General features: G+C 37.8%; 22 protein-coding genes and 1 pseudogene. 4 read left to right on the forward strand and 19 right to left on the reverse strand.

What is annotated here, in order from left to right; genetic code table 11:
• Positions 1–71 precede the first annotated feature (71 nt).
• Entirely contained in the window at positions 72–1,412 is a 1,341-nt protein-coding gene (locus CVD27_RS16875) for an alpha-L-rhamnosidase-related protein (RefSeq protein ID WP_101649066.1), read from the reverse strand.
• A 34-nt stretch (positions 1,413–1,446) separates the two neighbouring features.
• Between CVD27_RS16875 and CVD27_RS16885 the strand changes: the two are divergent.
• A pseudogene (locus CVD27_RS16885) lies at positions 1,447–2,064 on the forward strand (LysR family substrate-binding domain-containing protein).
• A 21-nt stretch (positions 2,065–2,085) separates the two neighbouring features.
• Here the strand turns inward: CVD27_RS16885 and CVD27_RS16890 are convergent.
• The 9 genes from CVD27_RS16890 to CVD27_RS16930 all read right to left on the reverse strand — a co-directional run bounded on the left by CVD27_RS16890 (position 2,086) and on the right by CVD27_RS16930 (position 10,904).
• Entirely contained in the window at positions 2,086–4,155 is a 2,070-nt protein-coding gene (locus CVD27_RS16890) for a bifunctional aldolase/short-chain dehydrogenase (RefSeq protein WP_101649264.1), read from the reverse strand.
• A gap of 119 nt (positions 4,156–4,274) precedes the next feature.
• Positions 4,275–5,237: a Gfo/Idh/MocA family protein gene (locus CVD27_RS16895; RefSeq protein WP_257984401.1), complete on the reverse strand. Its 963-nt coding sequence runs from the start codon at positions 5,235–5,237 to the stop codon at positions 4,275–4,277.
• A 137-nt stretch (positions 5,238–5,374) separates the two neighbouring features.
• Complete coding sequence (locus CVD27_RS16900) at positions 5,375–6,094, reverse strand: LutC/YkgG family protein (protein ID WP_101649070.1); 720 nt, start codon at positions 6,092–6,094, stop codon at positions 5,375–5,377.
• Between the two features lie 2 nt (positions 6,095–6,096).
• Entirely contained in the window at positions 6,097–7,521 is a 1,425-nt protein-coding gene (locus CVD27_RS16905; RefSeq protein ID WP_101649071.1) for a LutB/LldF family L-lactate oxidation iron-sulfur protein, read from the reverse strand.
• Positions 7,522–7,571: 50 nt separating this feature from the next.
• On the reverse strand, positions 7,572–8,288 hold the full coding sequence (locus tag CVD27_RS16910; RefSeq protein ID WP_101649072.1) for a (Fe-S)-binding protein: 717 nt from the start codon (positions 8,286–8,288) through the stop codon (positions 7,572–7,574).
• Between the two features lie 355 nt (positions 8,289–8,643).
• A complete protein-coding gene (locus CVD27_RS16915; RefSeq protein ID WP_101649073.1) occupies positions 8,644–9,435 on the reverse strand; it encodes an alpha/beta hydrolase in 792 nt (263 codons plus the stop codon).
• A gap of 86 nt (positions 9,436–9,521) precedes the next feature.
• Positions 9,522–9,818 (reverse strand): hypothetical protein, encoded by a 297-nt coding sequence (locus CVD27_RS16920; protein WP_101649074.1) that lies wholly within the window; start codon positions 9,816–9,818, stop codon positions 9,522–9,524.
• Positions 9,815–10,333 carry a methylated-DNA--[protein]-cysteine S-methyltransferase gene (locus CVD27_RS16925; RefSeq protein WP_101649075.1) on the reverse strand — a complete coding sequence of 173 codons (519 nt, stop codon included), beginning with the start codon at positions 10,331–10,333 and terminating at the stop codon, positions 9,815–9,817. The genes CVD27_RS16920 and CVD27_RS16925 overlap by 4 nt, the downstream gene beginning before the upstream one ends.
• Positions 10,317–10,904, reverse strand: a complete 588-nt coding sequence (locus tag CVD27_RS16930) for a bifunctional transcriptional activator/DNA repair enzyme AdaA (protein ID WP_101649076.1) — start codon at positions 10,902–10,904, stop codon at positions 10,317–10,319. The genes CVD27_RS16925 and CVD27_RS16930 overlap by 17 nt, the downstream gene beginning before the upstream one ends.
• A 139-nt stretch (positions 10,905–11,043) precedes the next feature.
• Between CVD27_RS16930 and CVD27_RS16935 the strand changes: the two genes are divergently transcribed.
• Positions 11,044–11,958 (forward strand): DNA-3-methyladenine glycosylase family protein, encoded by a 915-nt coding sequence (locus CVD27_RS16935; RefSeq protein WP_142384112.1) that lies wholly within the window; start codon positions 11,044–11,046, stop codon positions 11,956–11,958.
• 748 nt (positions 11,959–12,706) lie between these two features.
• Positions 12,707–14,056 carry a GntP family permease gene (locus CVD27_RS16940; protein ID WP_101649077.1) on the forward strand — a complete coding sequence of 450 codons (1,350 nt, stop codon included), beginning with the start codon at positions 12,707–12,709 and terminating at the stop codon, positions 14,054–14,056.
• A gap of 51 nt (positions 14,057–14,107) precedes the next feature.
• Here the strand turns inward: CVD27_RS16940 and CVD27_RS16945 are convergent, their stop codons facing one another.
• The 7 genes from CVD27_RS16945 to CVD27_RS16980 all read right to left on the reverse strand — a co-directional run bounded on the left by CVD27_RS16945 (position 14,108) and on the right by CVD27_RS16980 (position 20,994).
• Positions 14,108–14,605: a hypothetical protein gene (locus tag CVD27_RS16945; protein WP_257984402.1), complete on the reverse strand. Its 498-nt coding sequence runs from the start codon at positions 14,603–14,605 to the stop codon at positions 14,108–14,110.
• Between the two features lie 764 nt (positions 14,606–15,369).
• Complete coding sequence (locus CVD27_RS16955; protein WP_101649079.1) at positions 15,370–15,627, reverse strand: hypothetical protein; 258 nt, start codon at positions 15,625–15,627, stop codon at positions 15,370–15,372.
• Positions 15,628–15,864: 237 nt separating this feature from the next.
• Entirely contained in the window at positions 15,865–18,279 is a 2,415-nt protein-coding gene (locus tag CVD27_RS16960) for a heavy metal translocating P-type ATPase (RefSeq protein ID WP_101649080.1), read from the reverse strand.
• A gap of 84 nt (positions 18,280–18,363) precedes the next feature.
• Complete coding sequence (gene copZ / locus CVD27_RS16965) at positions 18,364–18,570, reverse strand: copper chaperone CopZ (RefSeq protein ID WP_101649081.1); 207 nt, start codon at positions 18,568–18,570, stop codon at positions 18,364–18,366.
• Between the two features lie 24 nt (positions 18,571–18,594).
• Positions 18,595–18,945 (reverse strand): metal-sensitive transcriptional regulator, encoded by a 351-nt coding sequence (locus tag CVD27_RS16970; protein ID WP_101649082.1) that lies wholly within the window; start codon positions 18,943–18,945, stop codon positions 18,595–18,597.
• A 290-nt stretch (positions 18,946–19,235) separates the two neighbouring features.
• Positions 19,236–20,663 carry a 4Fe-4S binding protein gene (locus CVD27_RS16975; RefSeq protein WP_257984403.1) on the reverse strand — a complete coding sequence of 476 codons (1,428 nt, stop codon included), beginning with the start codon at positions 20,661–20,663 and terminating at the stop codon, positions 19,236–19,238.
• The gene (locus tag CVD27_RS16980) at positions 20,593–20,994 is read right to left on the reverse strand and encodes a hypothetical protein (RefSeq protein WP_101649084.1); all 402 of its coding nucleotides are present in this window, start codon (positions 20,992–20,994) and stop codon (positions 20,593–20,595) included. Before CVD27_RS16980 ends, CVD27_RS16975 begins: the two co-directional genes overlap by 71 nt.
• A 228-nt stretch (positions 20,995–21,222) precedes the next feature.
• Here CVD27_RS16980 and CVD27_RS16985 point away from each other — a divergent pair, with 228 nt between their 5' ends.
• The gene (locus CVD27_RS16985; RefSeq protein WP_257984412.1) at positions 21,223–21,339 is read left to right on the forward strand and encodes a helix-turn-helix domain-containing protein; all 117 of its coding nucleotides are present in this window, start codon (positions 21,223–21,225) and stop codon (positions 21,337–21,339) included.
• A gap of 74 nt (positions 21,340–21,413) precedes the next feature.
• Here the strand turns inward: CVD27_RS16985 and CVD27_RS16990 are convergent, their stop codons facing one another.
• Positions 21,414–22,346 carry a F510_1955 family glycosylhydrolase gene (locus CVD27_RS16990; protein ID WP_101649085.1) on the reverse strand — a complete coding sequence of 311 codons (933 nt, stop codon included), beginning with the start codon at positions 22,344–22,346 and terminating at the stop codon, positions 21,414–21,416.
• A gap of 109 nt (positions 22,347–22,455) precedes the next feature.
• Positions 22,456–22,632 (reverse strand): hypothetical protein, encoded by a 177-nt coding sequence (locus CVD27_RS28230; protein WP_180960330.1) that lies wholly within the window; start codon positions 22,630–22,632, stop codon positions 22,456–22,458.
• Positions 22,633–22,860 lie beyond the last annotated feature (228 nt).

Genomic DNA, 22,860 nt, shown 5'->3' on the forward strand with positions numbered 1-22,860 from the left:
TAATAGAGTTAAGGGACCGTCTATGATAAAAAGCGGTCCCTTTTGCATAAGCTGGTATGAATTTTCTCCTTTTAGCTCATTTGCTCATTTAATCTACATATCTCTATTATTTTGAATTCTATATTCATTTTTCCAGAAGATGCAGTGAATTCAACTTTACCTTCCTTTTCGAAATATTGGCAATTTGTGTATCCCATTTCGGTCAGATAATCATTCAAATCTTGAATGCAGTCTGGATCGACATTTGTTAGTGAAATAACAGCAATGGTATTAGCTGGTACCATGACTTGTAGAAACATTTTCTTTTCTTCATTTATCTCCCATTTCACCTTCATCTCTCCATACACCGACTCATATTGGGTTTCGGCATATGTTAATCGGTCACAGTAATGCGGTTCAACCTTAAACTTACTGTATCCCGGTCCAATGGGAGTTAAACCGCCAATATGGCGGACAAGCCAATCCCCAATACAACCGAATGCATAGTGATTAAAAGAGAAAGCCCCCACAGTACCGTCTGGTTTAATTGCTTCCCATGATTCCCAAATAGTCGTTGCACCTTTTTTAACTTCATAAAGCCATGAAGGGCAGGCTGTTTGGAAGAGCAGCTTATAAGCAATATCCTCATAGCCATTTTCACATAAGACATCCATAATAAACGGAACAGATAAAAATCCCGTATCAATTTTATAATCATTTTTCTTGATTAACTCTACTAATCTTTCGATCGCTTTTTTCTTTTGCTCTCCAGAGAGTAGGTTAAATGCAAGAGCAATTGTGTACACGCCCTGGTAATCAGCTGTCATTAACCCTGAATCATTCACATATGCCATTCCAAAGGCTTCTTTCACCTTACCATAAAGATTATGAAAATAATCAGCCTTGTCTTGTTTTCTGAGAACCTTAGCAATTTCAGCTAATAAGCCAGCAGAATATGCATAGTACGCAGTGGCAATTGGATCCTTCGTGGCAACCGCAGATGCGATTGGCCCTCGCGGTTTTTCACCAAGCATAAAACTTGGAATCATCCAGTCGCCAAAATGGAACTTTGTATCCCATAAGTATCGAGTATAATCATCTTCAGCATTTTCTTTGTTCTGCGCTGCACTTTTTTGAACATAATCAAGCCATTTTTCCATTTCCGGGAAGCATTGTTCTAGGATTCTCTTATCTTCATACCTCTGATATAGAACCCACGGAACAATAAGGATAGCATCCCCCCAGCCCGCTGATGAAATGGTACCAGTAAATTTCTTATCATTCCAGATATCCTTAGGTGCAGGGCAGTAATTAAGAATTTCGCCTTCTTCTGTTTGCTCCTGCTGGTGCTGTATTTTTAAAAGAAGCGATGAGATTGTTGAAAAAACTTCAGGAGCGATTGAAAAAGCCCAACAAACGGATGCGGGGGTCATTGGCAGTCTTTCAATCGGTTTCTTGAGTGTTCATGTGCGCAGTTTTTTACCAGAGGTTATTAAACAGTTTCGTGCACTCTATCCAAAGGTTGAACTACATTTAAACCACTTCCCAAGCAAAATGCTAAAGGAGGCATTGGAAGAAGGCGAAATAGATATTGCTCTAACGCTGCCATCCGGATGACATAGGATAGAAGAAATCGAAATTCAAACGGTCACAAAAGAGAAATATTGTATTGTTATGCATGAGAATCATCCCCTCGCTAATAACCAAAAGATTAAGCTTGCCGATCTAGCAAATGAGCCGTTTATTATCCATAACCGTCATGATTCTCCTGTAGGCTCCTATGACTTTATTGTCCATTTATGTGAACAAAGCGGACTTACTCCAAAAATCGTGAGTCAGCCGCGATTTGTTGATACCGTACCAATACTGGTTGAATCAGAAATTGGTATCTCGGTTTTGCCAAAAAGTTTTGAAGCTGTATCAAGCCCATCGCTCCGTTTTATCGAAATTGACGGACTGGAGGGGCATGATTTTGAACTCGTTATGGCATGGAAGAAAAACAATTTGAATCCATCTATTTCTATGTTTTTAAATGTCTTGTCCGAAAAAAACCCTATAAATAAAAAGAAAACCTGTCAACTTTGACAGGCTTTCTTAACTAACTAATTATCTTGTAAACGCAGCAGGTACTCCGCCGTCTACAGTTAACATACAACCAGTTGTTCTATCAGATTTTGAAGAAGCAAAGAATGCAATCGATTCAGCAATATCACTTGGGTAAATGTTTACAAGTAATGTAGTACGTTTACGATAGTGCTCTTCTAATTGATCAGGGTGAATGCCGTAGGCTGCGGCACGCTCTTCACGCCAGCTTGATCCCCAAATCGCGGAACCTTGAAGAACAGCATCTGGAAGAACAGAGTTGACGCGGATTCCAAACTCGCCGCCTTCTGCTGCGATACATCTTGCTAAGTGAGTTTCTAGCGCTTTTACAGAGCTATATGCAGCTGCATTTTTACCAGCATACACAGAGTTTTTAGAACCGATAAATACCATGTTCCCGCCAATGCCTTGTTCTTTCATTTGCTTAAATGCTTCGCGGGCAACTAGGAAATAGCCTGTTCCTAAAACATTCATGTTTAAATTCCACTCTTTAAGTGTTGTTTCATCGAATGGGCTAGATGTAGCAAGACCTGCATTGTTAACAATAATATCTACACCGCCATATGTTAATGCTGTTTGATCAAAGGCAGCTTGAACCATTTCCTCACTTGTTACATCCATCTTTACAGCAAGAGCGCGGTCAGCACCATATTGTTCGTTAATTTCGGCAGCTACCCTTTCCGCACCTTCAAGGTTTAAGTCAGCTAGAACAACGGCAGCTCCTTCTGATACAAGACGTCGTGCTGTTGCACTTCCAATTCCGCCTGCTCCACCAGTAATAAATGCTACTTTTCTAGAGAATTCTGCTTCAGCTGGTGCAAGAGATAATTTATATAATTCTAATGGCCAGTATTCTACATTGTAGGATTCGTTTGCACTAAGAGAAACAAAGTTTCCTAATGTTGTAGCGCCCTTCATGACAGCAATGGCACGGTGGTATAATGCACCGCTGATTCTTGAATTTTTAACGTCCTTACCAGTGTTCACCATACCAAGACCAGGGATTAAGATAACACGTGGTGCTGGCTCAAACATTTTGTCGCCTTCATTTTTATTTTGCTGGAAATATTCTTGGTAAGATTGCTTAAAGCTAGCAACTCCTTCTTTCACACTGGCAATCAAAGCTTCCACATCTTGTGTTTGTGGATCCCAATTTACATAAAGTGGAATCATTTTTGTATGAACAAGGTGGTCTGGGCATGCTGCCCCGATTTGTGAAAGTTCTGGTGCATTGTAGCTGTTAACAAATTGCAGTACGTCTTCACCACGGTCGTATGTTAAAAGCATTTTCTTCTTATCACTTACTGCACCGCGGATCACTGGCATTACTTTTGCCAGAATGCTAGTTGCTTCTTCTTCAGAAAGAGATTGATATTTTTGTCCGCCAAATACAGCAGCCTCATCCATTCTTTCATTAATATATTTTTCTGCTTCATTAATAATTTGAATCGTTTTTGCGTATGCTTCTTCAGAAGTTTCTCCCCATGTTACAAGACCGTGTTTTTCCATTAATACTAGTTCTGCATTTGGGTTATTTAAAACTCCCTGTGCGATCATTTTTGAAAGAGTAAATCCTGGGCGAATATAGGGTACCCAAACAAAACGATTTCCAAAAATTTCTTCGGCTAATTGCTTCCCATTGTCTACACAGCAAAGGCTAATGATAGCGTCAGGATGTGTGTGGTCTACATGTTTGAAAGGTAAGAAGGCATGCAATAATGTTTCAATTGATGCTCTTGGGTGTTTGCTGTCGATCATACAATGCGATAGATAGGCTACCATTTCTTCGTCTGTCATTTCGTCCCGTTCGAATAATGGACGAATGTCTTCTAAATTAAGTCCAGTAAAATTGCTTGCTTTCATTGTTGCTAAATCCGAACCGCTTCCTTTTACCCACATCACTTCAACTTCACGGCCGCGGAAATCCTTTTCAATTGTCTTCATGGAAGTGTTACCGCCGCCATAGTTACATACCGCACGATCAGATCCAATTAAATTTGAACGATATACTAATTCTTCTACCCCTTTTGTTACACGTGAAGCTGTTTCTTGATTGAAAAGATTCTGTACCATCCGAAATCCTCCGTTTGTTTTGTTTTTATGTTTGTTATCTTCTGTTTTTATTATAATATATGTTTGTTTATTTTTGAATAAAAAGTTCAAAAATCTTTCATTTTTTTTGTTTTGTTGTATCATCCCAAATATATGGGCTGCCCGCTGATGGCAGATTGATTGGCTGCAACAGTTATACGATGCGTTTTTAAAGCATCTTGATAATTTGATAATATTTTTGATGGGTCTCCGGATTGGACAGCATCAAGAAAAATCTTATTCTCTGCTAGGTAGGGATTTGTTTCTTCTTTGTATTCTTCTACTCTACTACCTTTCATCACTCGCAATAGATCATTTCTGAGTTCAATAACCCCTTCATCTGAATAGATATCAAGTCCAACCTTACTCGAGTTTTGAAGGATACAGGTATTAGATATGGTTGCTATGATTCCATTGGCTAATTTCATCGTGACACTTCCTACATCTGACACCGTTGTTCCCTCTACCTTCCCCTCCATGATTTGATTATTATAGACTGCGTACACCTCTTTCACTTCACCACAAAAGAAGCGTAATAAGTCGACGATATGGGTGGTCTGTTCTATAAATTGTCCTCCTGATTTATTTACGTCTCTCCACCAAGGAACCATCGGCATGTCTCCCATCCAATAGCCAAGTGCCATCCCAACTTGACGGTCTGAAAGCAGAGATAATGCTCTTTTTGTTATATCTTTGTAACGCCAGTGGTATCCAACAGATGTAATAAGACCCTTTTCCTCTATTTTTCTAACAATTTCATTAGGCTCATCTTTCAACCCGATTGGCTTCTCTACAAAAAATGGTATATTTCTTTCAATTAGTGCATATTCAATGGGTCCATGTGCATGTGGAGGCACACAAATGTAAACCGCTTCAAGTTTCTGTTTGTCCAACATTTCTTCTATTTTGGTATATCCAGTTGCATTAGAAAAATTTCTGGCTTCTTTTTCTGCCTTATCTAAACTAGTTCCACAAAATGCTGTGACTTCTACCCCATTTATTTTTCCTAAAAGACTGGCATGTGTTTTGGTAAACCATCCGGTACCTACAAAACCTACCTTCACTAAAATCTCTCCTTTTATAAAACTATCATTAAATTCAAACGCTTACATTCAATCTAATAAAAAGCAGCTAAATTCCTATAAAATAGAGCTGTTCCTTTACAAACCTTTTACAAGATCTTAGAACAGCTCACATTGTTTTATAAATCGTTAATTACGATATAAGTCGCCTTTACTGGCCCATGTACACCTACAACGAGATTTAACTCAATGTCGGCAGAATTACTAGGTCCAGTAATAAAATTAATACAGGATGCCACATGACCTGTATTTTGATGGATTTCTCTCATTTTTTGAGCGGCTTGAGTCATTCTTGGGACAATGGAGCTCTTTGGAATTAAAGCAATATAGGTAGCTGGTAAAAAGCTTACTGTCCTTCCTTTATTCTCATCACTAAATAAAACAACTGTTCCCGATTCCGCCAGTGTAATTTCACTGATAGTTATACCCACATTAGCCTGCTCTGCTTTAGCGATGTTTTCTTCGCCCTTCGTATGATCCCATTCATACACATGGATATCTTGGTTTGGCCATTCTTGCTTCATTAGTGAATCAAGTCCCCAATGGGAAAAACGCTCATCCTTCCAAGTTACAATAGGGCCACCGCCGTAATTTGTGACGACTTCATTAAGTACAGATGATAACTCGCTGTTATCTGTCGTATAAATAGTCGTATGGATTCTCTTACATTGTTCTTTTAGTACTTCTAACAATTCATCTTGTGTAGCACTTTTTAAAACCTCATCCTGGGGGCGGAAATTCCAGTTTGGTCTCTCAACAGGTTTAGTGATTCGCGGCCGCCCAAGTCTTTCGGCGATTTGATTTAGAAAAGCTTCACGATTTTGTACAGTTCCTGCCATCCTCATTTGCCCCCTTTTTCACGATTTTTAAACCAATCTCTGAATCTTTCTTTATTTGGCGCCGGGAACTCACGAATATCTGTCCAGGCTTTTAAAGGTCCTGGTCCTTTGGAAATTTTATCTCCCACAGTAAAAGGATTCATTGCGGTTGGAGCAATTTTAGAACCAATTTTATAGAGTGTTGGTGAGGCTGCACCTAGTCCAAATGCCTTCATGGCTAATTTTTCTGAAATCGGTGCCTTTCCTTCTTTTTCTACTATTACTTCTCGGTGTTTATGAAGAAGATTGTGCAACGGAATTTTCACCGGGCAAACTTCGGTACAGGCACCGCAAAGAGTCGATGCATAAGGGAGTTCCTTGTAATCATCATAGCCGCCTAGTAATGGTGACAAGACTGCGCCAATTGGTCCTGCATAAATTGAGCCATAGGAATGTCCTCCAACATGACGATAAACTGGGCATACATTGACACATGCTGCACAGCGGATACATTGCAAAACGGATTGAAACTCTCCGCCCAGAATGTTGGACCTGCCGTTATCAACAATGACAAGGTGGAATTCTTCGGGACCGTCCACATCCAATTCCTCTCTAGGACCCGTTAGGACGGTGATATAACTGGTTAACTTCTGTCCAACCGCACTTCTAGTTAATAGCGAGACGAGAACTTCCATCTCTTCAAAAGTTGGAACAATACGTTCCATTCCCATTACCGTAATCTGTGTCTTCGGTAAGGCGGTAACTAAATCCGCGTTTCCTTCATTTGTCACAAGACTGAATGACCCTGTTTCAGCTACAGCAAAGTTACAGCCGGTAATTCCAATGTCTGCTGTCAAGTATTCTTGACGCAGCATTTCCCTGGCATGCCAAGCCAGTTCTTCTGGTTTAGAGGTTTTGGTATAGCCTAGCTTTTTGGTAAACACATCCCGAATTTGCTCCTTATTTTTATGTAGAGCGGGGACGACAATATGAGACGGAGGATCGTGATCATCCACTTGAAGGATGTATTCTCCAAGATCGGTTTCAATTACGTCGCAGCCTTCTTGTTCCAACATGGCATTTAAGCTAATTTCCTCGGTAACCATTGACTTTGATTTAACAATTTTTTTTGCATTTTTCTGCTGAACGATGCCTCGAATATAATCATTGGCTTCTTCTTTTGTTTGAGCAAAAAAGACATGTCCGCCCCGTTTTGCCACATTTTCACTTAATTGTTCTAAATAATAATCTAAGTGTTCTAAGACGTGCTGGCGGATTTCTTCCCCATGTGAACGCCAGTCTTCCCAATTGCCAAGCTCTTCAGCGGCAACAAGTCTTTTTATCCCCATTCCGTCTTGTGCTCTAGCTACCGCCCCACGCATAAAGGAATCGTGAATCCCCTTATCCACACGGTCCTTGAATTGCTGGTCGCTGATTTTCATTGCCATTTAAATTTCCCCCATTCTAAGCAATCTCGTATTTAGACACCATCAATCTATTAGCGGCTATTCAATACTTCAGCAATATGAAGAACCTTAATCGGCTTTCCTTTGCGATCAATCCGTCCACCGATATTCATCAGACAGCCTGCATCTGCCCCGATTAAATAATCGGCCTCAGTTTCTTCTACATGGCAAACCTTTTCATCGACCATTTGTTCAGAAATTTGAGTCATTTTAACAGAGAAAGTTCCTCCGAATCCACAGCATTGTTCTTTTCCTGGTAATTCAGTAAACTCTAATCCTTTAACATTATTTAATAGAATCATTGGTGCCCTTTTAACACTTAGTAATCTCGTCATATGGCAGGAGGTATGATAGGTAGCTTTCCCCTCAAATTTTGCTCCCACATCTTCTACTTTTAATACATCCACAATGAATTGAGTGAGTTCATACGTTTTCTCTGCCAGTTTTTTGGCCTTCGGTTCCCAAACAGGATCTCCTTTAAAAATATGAGGATATTCGTGGAACATAAAAGTACATGAGCCTGATGGCGATACCACATATTCAGCATCTTGAAATGTATCAATCATCCGCTTTATAGCCTCTTTAGATTCCTTTGTATAACCACTGTTATAAGCTGGCTGGCCGCAGCATACTTGTGACTCTGGGAACTCAATCTCACAGCCTAATCTTTCAAGCAATTCAACTGTGGCCTTTCCTACATTACTCTGGAACATATCTACAAGGCATGTTGCAAATAAGCTAACCTTCATAAATTCTCCATCCCCTTTAAATAAAGCTAAAAATTCTAAATAAACTCGGTTATAGATTTTTATTTATTTTTGTTTTAATTATATTACATGTTTGTTTACTTTTGAATAGTTATCTTCTAATAAAAAAATAAATCGACAGATGCAAACAGCAACTATCGATTATTTCATCATACTTAATTTTGAATACCAGGATTTTATGAGAATTTACTTTATCGGCAGTTTTTTTGGGGTTATCGGCACCTTTTGGGAACTTATCGGCACTTTTTCAAACCTTACCGACACTTTTTGAGAATTTATCAGCACTTTTCATAACTACGACTAAACTTTTCAAAAAAGCAACCCTTCAAACAGAAAGCTAAAAATTTTGTTTCCTTAACCATTTTTCACATAGTCTCGTCCACTCTCTAGCCTCTGGATGTTCCTCAGCCAAACCTAATCCGTGCCTGCCGCTTTCAAAGATATGTAAATCAAATGGAACCTTATGACGGCCTAAGCCCGCTGCAAACATCAAACTATTTTCTACAGGTACGGAGGCATCGTCGGCTGTATGCCATATAAAGGCCGGAGGTGTAAGCTCTGTAATTTGATTATCATTGGATAATTCATTCAATAACTCTTGAGTTGGATTTTCACCAAGTAAGTTCAATCTACTTCCTTCATGCGTATATTTTCCCATTGAGATAACTGGATAACAAAGAACGATCACATCAGGGCGGCTGCTATACCGCTCAATCGGTTCTGCTGTTTCTGGGCTTCCGAAATCATAATGAGTCCCAGCACTGGACGCTAGATGCCCTCCGGCCGAAAAACCAAGGATTCCAACACGATTCGGATCAATATTCCAATCTGCCGCTCGATGTCGAACCAATCGAATCGCCCGTTTTGCATCATTCAATGGGACAGGATGTTTGTAAGGGGCAACCCGGTAGTTAAGGACCACTGCTGAGACTCCAATTGAATTTAACCATTCTGCCACCGGGTAAGCTTCATGTTCTGCTCGTCTGGCATATGCTCCGCCTGCAGCAACGATCATAACAGGAAAGGGGCCAGGCCCTTCTAGTAAAAATGGCTGAATGCTTGGAGCATTTTGATTTGGTCCATTTTCTTCAAGCTTTATATCTTCCCAAAGTGGTAATATTTCTGTCATTCTTTCACCCTCCGACTTATAAATCTAATTGTGAACATGAAAGGGAGAGAACGCCTATTAAACCGCTGTCTCTCCCTTTCCCCATCTTATTTTAAAGTTAATTCTGCCTTCTCAGTAAAGCTTTCCCCATCGAGTAAGAACTCGCTACTATTGATTTGAATAGTTCCATTATATCCTTTTAAGGCTTCTGAAACTTGCTGCCTATCAAATTTAACCATTAATTGATTCGTTTTCTCCCCATTTACCCACGAGTGAGATTCTGCAAAGATTATTTTTCCATTGACAAGCATTTTTATAGTAGCAGAATTGATATCCGCAGCCTTATATTCCTTGTCTAATTCAATATTCACAGTTAAAGGAATATTTCCGTTTGTCTGCTTCATCCTTGTCGTTCTAATTCCAAAAGGCGGGTTTTCATTTCTAAACCGCCACGATAACCAGTTAAGGACCCGTTCTTTCCTACCACACGATGACAAGGGACGGTTATTAAAACAGGGTTCTTACCAATTGCCGTACCTACAGCCCGGACTGCAGCGGGCTTATTTATAGCATTCGCTATTTCTGAATAAGATCTAGTTTCTCCGAACGGTATTTCACACAATGCCTTCCATACAGCCAGTTGAAAGTCCGTTCCATTGTAATCAAAAGGTAGGGTAAAAGACTTTCTTTTACCCTCAAGGTAGTCAGCCAATTCCCTCTCATACGCCATGAGCTTTTCCTTACTTTCAACAAGAGGGCTTCCGGGAAAGCCCTTTTTTGCCCATGCTTCTAATTCTTCAAAAGGCCTATTTTGAGATCCTACAAAACAAAGTCCCTTTGATGTTGCCGCAATGTACATCTTCCAATCCTTATAATCTAACAATGACCAATAAATAGCTGGCTTAGTCTGTGTTTTCACGTTTCTCGTCCTCCGAGTTCCTATTTAACATACGGTATTGTGCAGGTGTTTCTCCCGTCATCTTTTTAAAGAGTGTAGTAAAATAAGGCTTATTAGGTATACCTGTCTTCCTTGCTATTTCGCTAACGGTGAAGTTAGAATCTATTAAAAGTTTTTTAGCCTTGTTTATTCTAACTTCCTGTATATATTCTGCGGGTGTCAGCCCGATCATCTTTTTAAAGGTCCTCTGCAAATGATAAGGACTTCCATGACTGATTTCAGCAAGAGTTTCAAGCGTAAGTTTATCATCATAATTTTCATCGATAAAGTTTGTGATTTTGTTTATCCATACTTGCTCCGGTAAGTTCTGCTCAGTGGGCTTGCACCGTTTACAAGGGCGGAAATTTGCAGCTATTGCTTCTTGAGCACTTTGAAAAATTCTTACATTCTCTTTTTTAGGGACCCGTGATTTGCATGATGGTTTACAAAAGATCCCCGTGGTCTTAACTGCATAAAAAAATAAACCATTATAAGATGCATCGTTCTCGATTAGTGCCTGCCAGTGTTCATCTGATATAATTTCCTTACTCATTTTCCCACCTCTAACGTATTATAACGCACCATCAAACAAAATAGCTGTTACTAAAATAGAATAGCAAGATTACAAAACCAATTTTTGTGATAATTAGAGAAAATGAAGGCAGGTGCTTAACTTGACAAACACCAGTGAAATATATTGGCAACATGGTAATGATGATTCAATGCTTATTAATCTTCCAATCGACTTTAATATGAATGCAAATCTTGGTTATTTAGGACGAAACAAGAATGAGTGCATGTTTGAAATGGATAATGGATTTATTACAAGAGTAATCGATACTGGAAAAACATATAGGCTTGTCCAATTACATGCAAATAAACATAACCAGATGATTGTTCAATTCATCGATTCTAAACCTACAAAAGAAACAGAGCAGGCAGCAGTTGTTCGTTTTGTAAGGGAATGGTTTGATTTAGATCGAGATTTATTCCCCTTCTATGAAATGGCAAATGTAGACCCACTCTTAAAGAAGCCAGTTCAAGATTTTTATGGATTACGAGTTGTTGGAGTGCCTGACTTATTTGAAGCACTTTGTTGGGGTGTCTTGGGGCAGCAAATTAATTTAGCCTTTGCTTATACTTTAAAAAGAAGGTTTGTTGAAAAATTTGGCACCTCCATCGAACACAATAGTAAGAAGTATTGGATTTTCCCCACCTTTAAGCAAATAGCTAAATTATCGCCTGAAGACTTAACTGACATAAAAATGACATTAAAGAAAAGTGAATATATTATTGGTATTGCCAAGCTCATGGACAATGGCGAACTTTCTAAAGAAAAACTTCTAGCAATGGATAACTTAAAAGACGCTGAAAAAAGTTTAATAAAAATTCGCGGGATTGGTCCATGGACGGCAAATTACGTCTTAATGCGCTGCCTGCGTCACACCTCAGCCTTCCCCATTGATGATGTCGGCTTGCATAACTCCATTAAGTTTTTGATGGGGTTAGATAGAAAACCTTCAAAAGAAGAACTTCTAGAGCTTTCATCCAAATGGTCCGGCTGGCAAGCTTACGCAACATTTTACTTATGGCGGGTTCTCTATTAGTTATAGATAACGGGTTCCGTTTCCTATCGCAAAACGTCAATTTGCACAGGAAAATGCAGGACAATTAAAATAGCAAGGTTTTATACCCTTGCTATTTTTGCTTTTCATTACTAATTGCGAAGTATGAAGTTTGCAAACCATTTCCTCCTTCTCCATATCGATTTCGTGTAGGAATGAGAATTCATAGGCGGAGAATTTCCTGCTAATGTAAATTGGGGAGGCTTAAGAAGCGGATATTAGCGGAGATATTCCGATTAACTGCTCTAAATAAGACAAAATCCAAAGATTTGGATCATATAAACGGAAAAACTCCCCTAAGTTTTAGGGAAATATGGGGATTTCCCAATTTAGCCGGAATTTTACCGTTTATTTTTTATACACAGTGAACTCAACATTCAGTTATAACAGTGCCTAACCTTAAATTTTTTTAAAAAAATTTTTCTGTTTATCAATTTGTAAGTAAAAATGTTGTGTATTTTGCTGCGGTACACTAGCTATTGTATCCTCACATTTTTAATATACAAGTTCCCCTACAAATTCTCCCAAAATAATTATCGAAATCCCTTTATATCAGAGGCGTTTTTTTGATCTATAAAACAGATCAAGGAACTCTCTATTAATAATTCACAAATTTTGTTAAATATTTTTTAAAAAAACTAGTTGATTTAAGAAAATTTTTTTCGTATAATTCGATATATGAAATCGCTTTCATGTCAAAATTATTTCATTTATTAACAGGAGGATTTATATGTTATTACTTATTATTTTTGCTGCTGTGGTTGCTTTATTGCTGCTGATTACTTGGGCAAAACTAAACCCGTTTGTAGCTCTAATCATTACGGCAATTGGTGTTGGACTGGCAACAGGAATGCCGCTCGTTGCTCCAGATCCAGAACATCCAGGCATTATTGATTCAATTAAAACAGGTATGGGAAATACATTAGGGTTCCTTGCAATTGTTCTTGGATTAGGTACTATGCTTGGTAAGATGATGGCAGAATCAGGCGGGGCAGAACGTATTGCCCAAACACTTATTAGCCGCTTCGGTGAAAAGAGAGTCCATTGGGCAATGATGTTCGTTGGATTTATCGTAGGGATCTCGGTTTTCTTCCAAGTAGGGTTCGTTCTATTATTACCGCTAGCATTCACAATTGCTCGTCAAACAGGTGTTTCACTTGTTAAAATCGGTGTTCCACTTGTAGCAGGACTATCTGTTGTTCATGGCTTAGTTCCTCCCCACCCTGCAGCAATGGCAGCGGTAGGAATCTTCAAAGCAGATGTAGGTAAAACCATTTTTTACTCAATCATTGTAGGTCTACCAACTGCAATCTTAGCGGGTCCAGTTTTTAGTAGTTTCATAGGAAAACGTATTAACAAAGGTGTTCCGAAAGAATTAGCTGCGCAAATGGCTGCTCCCAAAAATTTAGATGAATTACCAGGGTTCGCTAATACAGTGTTTACCATCTTAGTTCCCGTAATCCTTATGCTTGCTTCTTCTATATCAGAATTAGTTTTAGAAAAAGGAAGCTTCGGATATAATTTCTTTCACTTCATTGGGGATGCTGTTACTGCATTATTAATTGCAACCGTTTACTCATTCTTTAGCCTTGGATTCTTCCGTGGTATGAATCGTGAAAAAATCTTGAAATTCACTAATGAGTGTTTAGCTCCAACTGCTTCAATTATTTTAGTAATCGGCGGCGGCGGTGCATTCAATAAAGTGTTACTAGATTCAGGTATTGGTACTTACATTGCCGAATTAGCTAAAGCTTCTCATGTATCGCCTATTCTTCTTGGCTGGGGAATTGCTGCAATGATTCGTATTTGTACTGGTTCCGCAACTGTTTCTATGATGACAGCAGCAGGTATTGTTGCGCCAATTGCCGCTTTGGTTCCTGGGACAAATCTTGAACTTCTTGTACTTGCAACTGGTGCTGGTTCATTAATTGCTTCACACGTAAATGATGCAGGTTTCTGGATGTTCAAAGAATACTTCGGACTTTCTGTAAAAGAAACATTAATGACATGGACTGCTTTAGAAACCATTATTGCAGTCGCAGCTCTAGGATTTATTGAGATATTAAATATCTTTGTATAAAGTAAAAAATAGAGCCTCTACACGGAGGTTCTATTTTTAATTAGATACCTTTTAGCTAACATTTTTACTATTATTACTAGTAATGAACACATAATAAATCCCAGTCAGTGTTTGAATAAGTAGAAATATCGGATATGAATACGATAATTGATAATTATTTTGATAAGTAAGGATATGAAGAAGTGTAGAAATCCATTGAAATGTAATACCAATAATAGACCATGCCGTAATATAAAATATAAACGTTATTTTATTAATACGTAACACGTTGTAAAAATACATAAAAAAATATCCAAACGGTGCAAATAATGAATAATAGACCAGATCAAATAGTTCATAGTGATTAGTATCATTCTCCCTGTAAAAATCCAGGAAACCACCACCAAGTGTAAAATCAAACATCATACCAGTTGTTAAACCTAAAAGTACACTTATACAAGTTACTTCCCTACTAAGTTTTTTAGGTAAGAAAAACATTATTGAGTAGGCGATAACATTAAAAATAATTAATGATATTTCGTTTAAGCTAAAATTTCCGATCCAAATCATTTATTGTCTCTCCTTTTAAAACAAATGACTTATAACAATATAGAATAAAATATCCTAATAAGTGTAAGAAAACGTAGTATAGATAGTCATAAATCAAATTCCATTGATGGAAATTGACAACATTAAATTTTAGCATAACAATTTTTATTAGAACTAAAACAAAGGAAGAAATAAGGATAGCTATAACTTTCTTTAACAATGTCGAGTTTCTAGGTATACTATTAATGCCAATTAATATAAGAAATGGATTAATAAAAGTGCGATGAATAATATATGCTGTATAATTTAGTGGAACTGTAGAATATGTAATAAATTTCAATTCATCATTTGTGATCCAACTCCGGTTAATATCAAATATAAAAATGCAAAAGATCAGAGCGGAATTTTCAAATTTTGAAAATGGTTTCTTCATAGCATAAAAAATTGAAATACATAACCACGCAATATAAACCATAATTGAGAATGCCATCGTGAGTTCACCTCTATTTTAATCAGCCTATATTTAGGCTTTGAATAAATAAAAGGATCTATGCATTATAAATGTTAAGCTTTAACACTAAATGATTATGTTTGGTAGGTTGCCTTTTTAATAAATTATGCTACAAAAAAGTCCTAACACCATTTTGATGATGTTAGGACTCTTTTTAGATCCGTGATGGAGTCGAACCTCTTACTCCCCCCCCTGTAAATGATTGATATAGTTAAATTGAAAAATGACTTTGACCAAGGGGAAGTTGGGTTCTAACATAGAAAGTCACCCCAATTTATAAGCTGTTCATCATATTTTTACTATTCATTTCCTTTCCATCTGTTCCATCCATCATCCCATTTTCTTCATGACAAGCTTTATACATGTCTTTTAGTTCAGTCTTTGTTGAATCTGGATGCATCTTTTGCATAAACGGCAACATTTTTTCAAAACTAGCATCAGCATTAGAACTCCCATTCGCGGCTGCAAAAACCGCAGTTCCAGCTCCCAGAACAAATGCAGCACTTAAAATTCCAACAACAAACTTTTTCATAAATCTCCACTCCTTTCTTTTCTTATCTATAGAATAAATAAAAAGTTTGCAGAAACTAGGGAGATTTAGTGGTAATGTTATGAAGATTTCCGTTCTAATTTATTTTTCGAATAAAGTTATTTACACGAATTAAACATTTAACCTCATACTGAATAAAAAAGCCGTAATCCCTAGGGAAACGACTTTTCAGATTACTTAAATTTTATCAATTCGAAAATTTTCTTATCATACTCACCTCTACAATTTTACTTTTTGTAAACGTAATGCATTGAGAACAACAGATACCGAGCTGAATGCCATTGCGGCACCTGCTAACCAAGGTGCCAGGAATCCAAGAGCAGCGACAGGAATACCAAGAGTATTATAGGCAAGGGCCCAGAACAAATTCTGCTTAATATTACGAATCGTCTTCTTACTCATGAAAATGGCATCTGCAATACTATTTAAATCCCCGCGAATAAGTGTGATATCTGCTGCCTCCATTGCAACATCGGTACCTGTTCCAATAGCCATTCCGATATCTGCAATAGCAAGAGCTGGAGCATCGTTGATTCCATCACCGACCATTGCAACCGTCTTCCCTGCTGCCTGCAATTTCTTTATTTCATCGGCCTTTCCTTCAGGAAGTACTTCAGCAATAACCTTTTCAATACCAACCTGTGCGGCTATAGCTCGTGCTGTCTGCTTATTATCCCCTGTAATCATGATGACTTCGATTCCCATATCTTTGAGGCGACTTATCGCTGATTTGGACGTTTCTTTAATCGTATCTGCTACAGCTACCATCCCGGCGTATCGGGAGTCGATAGCGACGAGCATAGCTGTTTTACCAACCTTTTCCAACCCATCCATTTGACCATAAGCCGCTTCTGCAGCTACATTGTATTTACTCATTAATTTCCTAGTACCCACTAATAGCTCTTTGCCATCGACTATTGCTCTAATACCGAATCCAGGGATTGCTTCGAACTCCGTTACAACCTTTAAAGGAATCTCTTTATCCCTAATCCCTTGAACAATGGCTTGTGCTAATGGATGTTCTGATTGTTTTTCAGCAGATCCAACCAATGATAGAAATTCATCTTCTACTTGTGATTGGGCTGTGACCACATCTGTTAAAACTGGTGTCCCGTTTGTAACGGTGCCTGTTTTATCTAAAACAACTGTAGAAATTTTGTGGGTCATTTCCAAATGCTCTCCACCCTTAAACAGGATGCCATATTCGGCCGCACGGCCAGAACCGGCCATAATGGATGTTGGTGTGGCTAACCCTAATGCACAAGGACAAGCGATAACTAAAACGGCAATCAATTTTTCTAGTGCTTCTGCAAAATCGCCAGGATCCACCCAAACATACCAAACGATAAAGGCTAATATCGCTAGAGCAACCACAATAGGAACAAACACACCGGAAATTTTATCAGCAAGACGTTGGATTGGTGCCTTTGAACCCTGCGCTTCTTCTACTACTTTAATAATCTGTGCTAAAGCCGTATCGCGGCCAACTTTTGTTGCCTCAATTAATAAAAATCCATTTTTATTGATTGTAGCTCCTATTACCTCATCACCAACGGTTTTATCAACCGGAACACTTTCACCCGTCAGCATTGATTCATCAATGGCCGAACGTCCTTCCAAAACTTTGCCGTCTACCGGGATCTTGTCACCGGGTTTAATATGAACCATGTCGCCAACGATTACGTCTTCAATGGGGATTTCTTGCTCTACTCCATCTCTTTCAACAATCGCAGTCTTTGCTTGAAGACCCATCAGTTTTTTTATCGCTTCTGAAGATCTTCCCTTAGCCTTTGCTTCAAAAAGCTTTCCCAGAATAATTAGCGTAATAAGAATCGAACTAGTCTCATAGTAAAGTTCTACGGAATGGTTCATACCTCCGATAGACATCAATGATAAATATAAACTGTAAAAATAAGCTGCCGATGTTCCCAAAGCCACTAGAACATCCATATTGGCACCTTTATTTTTTAATGCTTTATAGGCCCCAACATAAAATTGTTTGCCTATAAAAAATTGTATCGGGGTAGCTAGCGCTAATTGCACCCATGGATTCATAAACATTTTGGGGACCCAAATAAATGAGGTGAATGAGAAGTGCCCTACCATTGCCCATAAAAGCGGGAAGGACAGGATGGCCGAAAAGATAAACTTCCCTTTTTGCTTTTCAATCTCCTTTTGACGATGGTCACTTGTTTCTTTTGCATCTTCCTTTATTTGAGCACCATACCCAAGGTTTTCTACCTTCTTAATGATTTCCCCAGAATTCAGGACCACACTGTTATACTCCACAGTCGCTCTTTCAAGTGCCAAATTCACATTTGCTTTTACGACCCCATCTAACTTATTTAAACCTTTTTCGATTCTGGTCGCACAAGCGGCACAGGTCATACCGGTTATGTCAAACTCCGTTTTTTCATTAACCACATCGTAACCTAGATCTTTAATCTTTTTTTCAATGTCTTCAATCTTTATTTTTTCTGGGTCATATTTAACATTTGATCGCTCTAAAGCGAGATTAACATTTGCTGTTTCCACGCCTTCTAATCTTTTAAGACCCTTTTCAATTCTTACCGCACATGCGGCACAGGTCATTCCTGAGATTTGTAAATTTGTTTCTTTTACATTTTGACTCATATAAAGCCAACTCCTTATACCCCATATAGGTATATTTTTCTTTTAAAAGAACGTGCTATCAACTAGCACGCCTTTTCAATCTATTTATTTCACATCATAGCCTTGATCTTCAATCGTTTCTTTAATTTGATTTAATGAAACTTCTTTGTCATTAAACTCAACTTCCACTTTAGCGCCCTTTAAATCAACCTTAACGGAGCTAATACCCTTAAGAGCACCAACACTTCCTTCGACAGCCTTTACACAATGACCACATGACATTCCTTGAACATTTAATGTTACCTTTTCCATATTAAACGCCTCTCTTTTTAATATTTATTTTATCAGTCTTTGAATGGTAGTTAGCAGTTCATCCACTACTTCATGGTCGCCTTCTTGAATTCTCTCGACCACACAACTTTTCATATGGCCCTCCAAAAGAACTTTCGCAACACTATTTAAAGCTGCTTGGGTTGCTGCAATTTGCGTAATCACATCATCACAATAGGTATCTTTTTCGATTAGACCTTTGATACCCCGAATCTGTCCCTCGATGCGATTTAATCTTGAAACAAGATTTTGTTTCGTTTTATCTGAATGATGACTTTTTCGCTCTGATGTTAAGGAATCACTGGAAACACAGTGCTCATTAGAATGATTCAGGTCAACAGGATCGTGATTATTCATTCCCATCCCTCCTCGCTTTAAATTTACCATACCCCCCTATCCTATGTAAATAGGCATTCTTGAAAATTTTTTGTTTTTCTATTCGACATTCACAATTTGTCCATAATTCCTTTTGATTGGTCAAAGTAGTAATTTGGATTTCACAAAAAGAGGACGAAACATTTGTCCTCTTCTCTGTTTTCTTAATTTGTGGCTCGATTACTTCCTCTTAGTTTGTTCCAAGAGATTACTAATTAGAATAATCGTAAAAGCCATAATTTATCAATTAAGGATAACTTTAGTTATTTCTTTTAAACCCTATGCATCATTGGAAGTGAGAACAAATAAATGTTTGCTACTGCAAGCAATACCATTAATACATAGTATGGAGCTAATGCTTTAAATGACCCCTTATTACCGATACGGTAAGCTGTATAAATGGATCCAATCATTCCTATTACAATAATAATATACTGCAACAATTGAACAGATGAAGCTGGCGCAAATGCAAGGTCACCCCTTTTTACATTCATACCAAATAATACAGCGGAGTTGTACCAGATTGCTTTTCCTTCAGTAATGATATGGAATAAGTTGTGAGCAAGGTGGCCAGCTAAATCCAATGGAATAATGGCATAACCGAATCTAACAAAGTTTTTCTTTACTTTCTCTACAGAACCACCTGTTAAGGTAGCAAGTTTAGCTGTTCCATATAAGAGTCCAACTGGGATTGCCATTGCAATAATGAAAGCTACGGTAAAGTTTACATTATAATTGTCCGTTCCTGTTACAGTCCCAATTGCGTTTAAAATATCCTGCCATATTGTTACCATTGTGATGTTTTGAACAAATACAATACCCATAATGACCGCTGCTAAGAAGGTATGCTCCAACATTGGTTTTTTAATTCCCCATAATTCAGATGTAGGTACACGTGGGGAAATACGAATAGAGTTATTTGGGCAATTCTTCACACAGTTTCCACATAAGTTACAATCAGCTGCTGTCTCCATTGTTCGAACAAATTGAAACATTGGGCAACCTTCCGCTTTTTCACTACCCTTAAAGCAAGATTGTGTTTTACAAGTCTTACAAATGTCAGGTGTCCCTCGAAGTTCTAATGATCCAGAACGAGAATAGTTACCTGAAAGTCCCCCTAGAAAACATAGGGTTTTACAAAATGTTCTTCTTTCGTAAAAAATTGATGTTCCAACTACCATTGTTACAAGTAAAAGAAGTAAATAACCCGATCCTCTCGGTGATTCAACAATACCCCAAATATGATCGCTATAGGTAATAGCAATAAAGAAAAAGTCAATCATCCAGAGTCCGTATTTTCTTAAGAACTTTGGCATTGGACGATTACTGCCTATCGTTTTTCGAATAATATCACTTACTTTACCAAATGGACAGATCGTACACCAAAATCTACCGATGACTAAGAAAAAGATTGGTATTAATGGCCACCATAACACCCATGTCAGTGAGGTTCCAACATTTCGAGTTGGATCAACTGTTCCTGCCACCAATTCATAGACAATTACTGAAAAAACAGCAAGGACGATCCATTGAAAAATTCCAGGATACCATTTACTTTGAATGAATTTCTTAACAACTGGTATGGATAATAGATTATAAGGCTTCTTTTCTTCCATTTGTTTTTTCTCTTTAGATAACTTGTCTTTTGGAATTGCCACTGGAACCATCCTTTCTTCTGAACCATTTATTCCAAACGCCAATTACTATAAAGGAAAGATTAACCGCACCAAAGGTTCCTAAAACCTTAAGGTTTGCTGGTTCTTCTTTGACAGGTTCATGACTATGACCACCACTGCCCTCCATATCCATACCTTCCATGTCATGGCCATCACTGGCGTTATGATTACTACTTGTGCTTTGCGTATCATGATTTTTTCCCCCACTCATGTCCATGCCTTCCATATTATGTTCCGATTGGCCATTTAGATTAGAAGTGGATGGAACCTTACTATGATCACCATCTGCTAAAGCTATTCTTCCACCTGAAAATACAACCACGAGGATAATGATTAACACCCATTTTCCCTTCAAAGCCTTCACCTCATTCCAAAGTATGTGTAAGTCCGATAATTGATTAACAACTTAAACTTTAATGGAAAAGTTTGCAGAAACTTTGGGTTTTTCTTGTATAAATTATGTCATCTCTAAAAATATCTATATATGACACAAAATTGCAATAAAGTTTCCTTATTCAAAATTTTATAAGTGAAATTTTTTTAGAAATATAGAAAAACTATTCAATCTGCAAAGTTTCTTCATATTTTCCTTCTTACACCGAAAGAATTTTCTTTAATTGGTTTGTTTCTAAAAAATCCTCAAAAAGTTTATTCGCGTGATCACTTATTGTCATCAATATGGGGACTTCAATCAAATTAAATATGAGATGAACTTTTAGCCCGAGACATAAATAAAAGCAGTGATATCAAAATGATAATCACTGCCTTTTATCGTTATTTTAGCTTTCCAGTTATGATAACTTGATCCCAAACTTCGCCACCATCTTTTGTTTCATACAAAGATGTTGAAAATGTTGAAACCGCAATTTGTTTTTCGTCCTTTTGGTTTACTGAGATTGAAGTAGCTGCATCCTTACTACCAAGATCTAAACCTAAACTTGTCCAAGATTGTCCGCTATTTTTAGAAATCATTACTCCTGAGGCAACATTGTCCATTGAGTAAGCAATAATGTCTTTTCCATTAGGCATAAGTGTCATAGCCGTGATAAGACGAGTGTTGTCAAACATTTCCCAGTTTGCTCCACCATCTTTTGATATCATAACTCCATTTTCTGTACCAGCTAGCAAGTTATTTTGATCTTCCGGGAGAACAAGTAAGGAGTGCACCTTCATAAGGTCACTTGGTAGTCCTTTCGGTTCTACCTTCGTCCATTTCTTACCGCCATCTGTACTTTTATAAATCCCAGCACCGTATTGTCCAGTACCCATATCATTTAGTCCATAAATGACGTTTGGATCGTGACGAAAAGTTGTTAAAGTATGGAAATCGATTTTACCTACATACTCTACCTCTTTCCAATGCAACCCTTTGTCTTTACTGATTAATATTCCCATTGGATTCGGGTATTCAGAGTTTGAACCAGGGTGTCCACTTGATAACATGGTACCGTCAGAACGTAAATGGAATCCCATAAAATCATCTCTTGCGGAACCTACTCTATTCCAACTATCACCTTCATTCTTGGTCGAGAAGAGACCTTCATGAGTTGCTATATAGGTTGTCCCATCGTTAGAAATACCTACTCCATGTATATCTTCAATCTTTTTCCCGCTTTTTACTGCGGTTATCTTTGAATCCTCATTTGAACTACAAGCTGAAAGAATTAAACTCAAAGACAATACTGATAATACCAATACCTTTTTCATGACCCACCTCAAACATTCTTTTTTCAAACATATTTATATTGCTTATGTGAATAATCTATCAAATAAATATCCAGAAACTGTGCATTTTTTGCTATTATCATCATTTGGTCTAATGGCATTCATCATTTTTCGCTCCGCCTTTCACCAAAACTTTAGATTTATTGCTAATACTTAGTGTTTTAAATAACTTACTTAAAAAGCTTTGTGACTGATTTTCTCTTTTTAATGCTGCCTTTCTTTCCATCTCCATTTGGTGGAGAGTAAACTTCATAGGTTTCTGACACATAAGGCTCCTCCTCAGTATTCCTTAATAATCATACAGCATCTTTGTCTGCTTTGAGTTTAGTAAATAAGTTTGCAGAAAGTGACAAGTTTTTATTACAATTTACAGAACTGTAGATTAGTGGTTTGGAATTCTAGCTGGAAAGTGGACATCATTCCGTTTTAAAATCATTAAAAAAATACTAAGTACTTTTATAGCTTTTACAAAAGGAAAAACAAGGATTGAATCCTT

Origin of the sequence: Neobacillus cucumis (assembly GCF_002860255.1) — a bacterium.
Classification (GTDB): domain Bacteria; phylum Bacillota; class Bacilli; order Bacillales; family Cytobacillaceae; genus Neobacillus; species Neobacillus cucumis_A.

Coding starts and splice junctions, on each gene's coding strand:
- CVD27_RS16875 (WP_101649066.1), bottom strand. CDS start 1,412: ATGACCCCCGCATCCGTTTGTTGGGCTTTTTCAATCGCTCCTGAAGTT.
- CVD27_RS16890 (WP_101649264.1), bottom strand. CDS start 4,155: ATGGTACAGAATCTTTTCAATCAAGAAACAGCTTCACGTGTAACAAAA.
- CVD27_RS16900 (WP_101649070.1), bottom strand. CDS start 6,094: ATGGCAGGAACTGTACAAAATCGTGAAGCTTTTCTAAATCAAATCGCC.
- CVD27_RS16905 (WP_101649071.1), bottom strand. CDS start 7,521: ATGGCAATGAAAATCAGCGACCAGCAATTCAAGGACCGTGTGGATAAG.
- CVD27_RS16910 (WP_101649072.1), bottom strand. CDS start 8,288: ATGAAGGTTAGCTTATTTGCAACATGCCTTGTAGATATGTTCCAGAGT.
- CVD27_RS16915 (WP_101649073.1), bottom strand. CDS start 9,435: ATGACAGAAATATTACCACTTTGGGAAGATATAAAGCTTGAAGAAAAT.
- CVD27_RS16920 (WP_101649074.1), bottom strand. CDS start 9,818: ATGAAGCAGACAAACGGAAATATTCCTTTAACTGTGAATATTGAATTA.
- CVD27_RS16930 (WP_101649076.1), bottom strand. CDS start 10,904: ATGAGTAAGGAAATTATATCAGATGAACACTGGCAGGCACTAATCGAG.
- CVD27_RS16940 (WP_101649077.1), top strand. CDS start 12,707: ATGTTATTACTTATTATTTTTGCTGCTGTGGTTGCTTTATTGCTGCTG.
- CVD27_RS16945 (WP_257984402.1), bottom strand. CDS start 14,605: ATGATTTGGATCGGAAATTTTAGCTTAAACGAAATATCATTAATTATT.
- CVD27_RS16955 (WP_101649079.1), bottom strand. CDS start 15,627: ATGAAAAAGTTTGTTGTTGGAATTTTAAGTGCTGCATTTGTTCTGGGA.
- CVD27_RS16960 (WP_101649080.1), bottom strand. CDS start 18,279: ATGAGTCAAAATGTAAAAGAAACAAATTTACAAATCTCAGGAATGACC.
- copZ (WP_101649081.1), bottom strand. CDS start 18,570: ATGGAAAAGGTAACATTAAATGTTCAAGGAATGTCATGTGGTCATTGT.
- CVD27_RS16970 (WP_101649082.1), bottom strand. CDS start 18,945: ATGAATAATCACGATCCTGTTGACCTGAATCATTCTAATGAGCACTGT.
- CVD27_RS16990 (WP_101649085.1), bottom strand. CDS start 22,346: ATGAAAAAGGTATTGGTATTATCAGTATTGTCTTTGAGTTTAATTCTT.
- CVD27_RS28230 (WP_180960330.1), bottom strand. CDS start 22,632: ATGTGTCAGAAACCTATGAAGTTTACTCTCCACCAAATGGAGATGGAA.